Origin of the sequence: Streptococcus sp. 27098_8_91, from assembly GCF_041432385.1 — a bacterium.
Taxonomy (GTDB): Bacteria; Bacillota; Bacilli; order Lactobacillales; family Streptococcaceae; genus Streptococcus.
In genome coordinates this window covers 1-4,372 of the sequence record NZ_JAPVZN010000019.1, presented here as the reverse complement: position 1 = coordinate 4,372, position 4,372 = coordinate 1, and the positions used below count along the sequence as shown (strand labels likewise).

Genomic DNA, 4,372 nt, shown 5'->3' with positions numbered 1-4,372 from the left:
CCACTGTCATCTATAGTGATGAGACGTGTGTTCACTGCATCACCACGGTAGAGTGGAATAACTACATTTTGACCGGCCGCATGAGTGTAGCCTAACTCTTGTCGACTGCCATCGTCTTTAAGCCAGTAAATCTTTGGTGGAGTTGTATCACGTGGTGTTATCTTAGCTGGAGTTGTTACATCAGGAACTTCAACAGTTGGTTGACCTGGTTCTGTAATCTTACCTATACCTGGGACATTACCTTCAGGTAAATCACTATTAGGTACTTTACCTTTACCGTCTTTACCGATTGTGACTGGGATTGGCTTGTCACCTTTACCTGGGATTTCTACCTTAGTTTCTGGTGGGTATGTTGAGCCATCTGGTTTCTTCGGTGTTACTGTAACGTCACCTGTCTTAGGATCTTGATTCAACTCTAATGTTGGTGTAATAGATTGTGTAACCTTGACAGTTGATGTAAACTCCGCACTTTGTCCAACGTTATTGACAGACTTGACCTTGACCTTATAGTCGCCAGGATCTGAAGCAACACGACCTGTGATAATAAGCTTGTGCTCATAATCACTCACTTTTTGAACTTCAACTTTTTGATCTTTAAGTTCCAGCTTACTATCCACTAACTTGATAGAATCAGCTGGATTATAACCTAGTTTTGGATCACCAAGTGAAAATCCTGCTAGATTATCTTTAGTTGTAAATTCAAGTCGAATTTCCTTACCTTTTTCGATAGTTTGATCAGCCCCCGTCACCTTAGGAGATGGCAAACCATACCATTGCATATCATTTCGGTGGGTGCTGAACTCATAGGAGCGCATCCCTGCTGCATACATGAGTGGAGTCCCCTCAGCAGCCTTGGTTTTGAAACGAAAGATATAGTTTGATGCACTATCCTTAGTTCTACCACGATAATCAATATCAAAATGATAAACTCTTTGCGTATGCTGGATCAACCAATCCTTCAAATAATCTGATACCAGAACATCCTTCTCCGTTGTCGTACGGGCACCACCTGTACGATTAAAATAGAGTGTATCAGGTTTTGAAATGATTTCTTCAAATGTTTTAATCTCTCCATCAGCACCTTTCCAGAAAGCATCGGTAGTGGCGGCTTTGCCCCAAGCCTGCTCGATAGCTCCACCAGGGGTACCAATGTTAACATCCTTAGACGTAGAGCTAACCTGATCTTTAAAAATGTCGTATAAGTTTCGTGGTAATCTTCCTTGAGTATCAATACGTACTTTGCTACTATCACCACCCCAGTAACTAGCAAATGATGCCGAACCGTCGTTTACCAAGGTATGACCAGTTGGAATGGTAAACCAAGCATGAGCATTTTGGTGGTTTTCAGGATTAGCTTCAAACTCAACGACCCAATCGTAGGTATCTCCGTTTTTAGTGACATCAACCTTAACGACATCCTTGACATCCTTAACTCTTTGTTTATCCGCAGTATTTTGGTTACGGTCTCTAAAGAGCATGGTACCAGCTGGATAACCTGAGCCATCTCCTTCCTTTGTGAAGTAGAGCCCAACAGCATTGTCATAGGTTGCCCCCGCATCAGCGCGAAGCGTTGTCCCAACTGGGATAGCCGCGCCATTACGGACGTCATTATGACCAGAAGTCAAACGATTACGTGCAATCATAACAGAGCTTTCGTTACGTTTGATGACACGATTCATATCCTCAACATCACGAAGGCTAACTTCTACACCACCAAATGCAGACTTGGCTACAGCAACTTGGGCGATAGCTTTCTCCAAGATTTCACGTGTCAAGTCATTCTCAGGTGTTTGGGCGATAGCCTGCTCCAAACGATCAATAGATACTTTGAGACTAGCTTTAGCTTTTTCCAGTTGCTCAGCATTAGTATTTTCTGAAGTTTCCTCAGACTTAGCTGAAATTTCTGGAGTTGGCTTCACTACTTCTGGCTTGATTTCCGGAGTTGCTTCCTGTGTACTTTCACCATTTTTATCTTCTTTGCCTTGAGATACTTCCACTGCTCGTAGCTGGTCCAAAACATTGGTCAAGCGAGCTACTAAAGCGTCCACTTCTTCTTGACTCACTTTTGAATCAGCGAGAGTCTGTTCAGCCTTAACAAGTTCTTCCTTAGCAGTAACCAAAAGATCTGTATTCGCAGCTTCCTTGACGTGGAGCTGGTCTTTGATCTGTGCCACAAGCTGACTTGCAACAGCTGTATCCACTTTTACAGAACTAACAGGCTCTTCCTTATCTTGCGATGCTAGCGGACTAGTATCTTGAATTGAAGCCCCTACATGAGGTTGTTCGACAGGTGTTACGCTATCCGCACTAACGACGCGCGCACCCAAAAACATCAGCGCTGCAACAGCAACTGAAGCCGCACCGAAACTATACTTACGAATAGAGAAGCGTAAGACTTTTTCCTGTTGCCGACGCTTTACTCTACTTAGTGAATTTGATTTTTTTTCCATAGTTCCTCCTTATATTAAAGACAAAATCAAATTGAGAAGCAGTATTCCCTCTGGGGAATAATACAATAAAAATCACTCTTTTGAGCAATTTTTACACATTACAGCTATTACAGCTATTACAGCTATTACAGCTATTACAGCTATTACAGCTCGATTGTATCATTTTCAATTCATTTAAGCAATCATAAAGCCATTCAACCTCTCGAATAAAGCGCAAACATATGCGAACGTTTATAACACATTAATATACAGCTTGTTTAAATAAAACAGAAAGATTCTCCTTTCTGATGACATTCTCTATATATTAGATTAGAAAGTGTACTAATCGCTCACCGATTGAGAACTTTTGGGAACATTTCAAAACTGAGCACTAGGATTGAAGTCATACAATATTTTGAGAGGGGTTTGGTACCAATACTGATGTCTCCCTTTTTCAGAAATAAAACAACGACCTTGTACTTCTTCAAATGAGGAACAAGGTCGTTTCTTAATCTTTTATTTCATCGTTCACTTAACAGTGAGTAGTTCAAACTTTAACGAAATGCTTATTTTAGTCTTCTTTTTTCTTTCCAAACGCAAGTCCAAGGCTACTTAGCATACCAAGGAGTCCTAAAGATGCAAGAATCATATCAGATTCTGTTCCAAGTATTGGCAATACATTTTGAGAATCATTTGACTTAGATTCCTTATCAATAGTAGCTGTAGTAGATCTGTGATTTGCATTCGGAGTAACTGCATTTGGATTTGGAGTTGTTGGCGCAGGTGTATCATGACCAGAATTTCCATTAGTATCTGGTGTGACTGGAGTTGCTGGAATTGTATTTGGATTTCCACTTGCTTTTCTGAAAATGTGAGTAATTACTGGTTCATTTTCATCAATCACAGTTCGTACAAATTCATATCCTGGAATTGATCCATGTTCAGTATCCTTTTCATTACCTGTCTTAACAGATGGTTTCAATACATTTCCTTCTTCATCAATCCATCGAACCTCAATCATTAGCTCTGGTAATGCAATTGAACCCCCTAATACATCGTTTTCAAAAGTTGTTACCTTAGGAACTTCCACAGATGATTTACCTGGTTCAGTAATCTTACCTGTACCTGTTTTTTCTACGTTTGGTAGATCACTGTTTGGTACTTTACCTTTACCATCTTCATCGATTGTAACGACGATTGGATTACCATCTTTACCTGAGATTTCTACCTTAGTTCCTGGTGGATATGTTGACCCATCTGGCTTCTTCGGTGTCACTGTAACATCACCTGTCTTAGGATCCTGTTCTAACTCTACTTTTGGTTCTTTCGTTTTCCCATAAGTTCGAACGGTTGTTGGAGTTACCTTACCTGTTTTTGGATCAACTTCATAGGTAGTGATATCAATCACATCGCGACCTTCAGAATCTTTAGATTGTTCAACCTTAGTTTTCGCACCAACTTTAACGATTGTCTTACCTGCTGGGCTGACTACTGGGGTGCCAACGTGTTCTGTGATATGACCGTCATTTGAATCTACATCGTAAGTGGTTGTTGTAACTGTTTTACCTTTAGCTCCTTCAACGCGTTCGTTAGGTGTGTCAACTTCTCGTTCACCATCTCTAACATACTCAACTTCAGGTTCAATTGATGCTTCTACTACTTTGTCCTTCGCTGCGACTTTGACAATTGTTTCTGTTGGATTCACTACTACTGGTTTTCCTACTGTTTCTGTAATAGCACCTGTAGTAGGATCAACACTATATGTTGTTGTGATAGTGCTTGAACCTGTTTGACCTGCTTCCTCCACATTTGGTTGATCTTTGTCGCGTGTATCATCTTTCACATATTTCTTAGGTGATGGGATTGCTGTTGTTTCTACTTTATCCTTCGCTGGAACCTTGACAATAGTTTCTGTTGGATTTACTACTACTGGTTCTCCTACT

1 protein-coding gene and 1 pseudogene are annotated in these 4,372 nt (G+C 40.6%); both read right to left on the bottom strand.

The annotated features are described in order from the left end of the window. A partial coding sequence (locus O3611_RS09700) for a YSIRK-type signal peptide-containing protein (RefSeq protein ID WP_371608517.1) occupies positions 1-2,450 on the bottom strand: 2,450 nt, incomplete at its 3' end. Positions 2,451-3,000: 550 nt separating this feature from the next. Then, a pseudogene (locus O3611_RS09695) lies at positions 3,001-4,372 on the bottom strand (hypothetical protein); the annotation flags it as partial.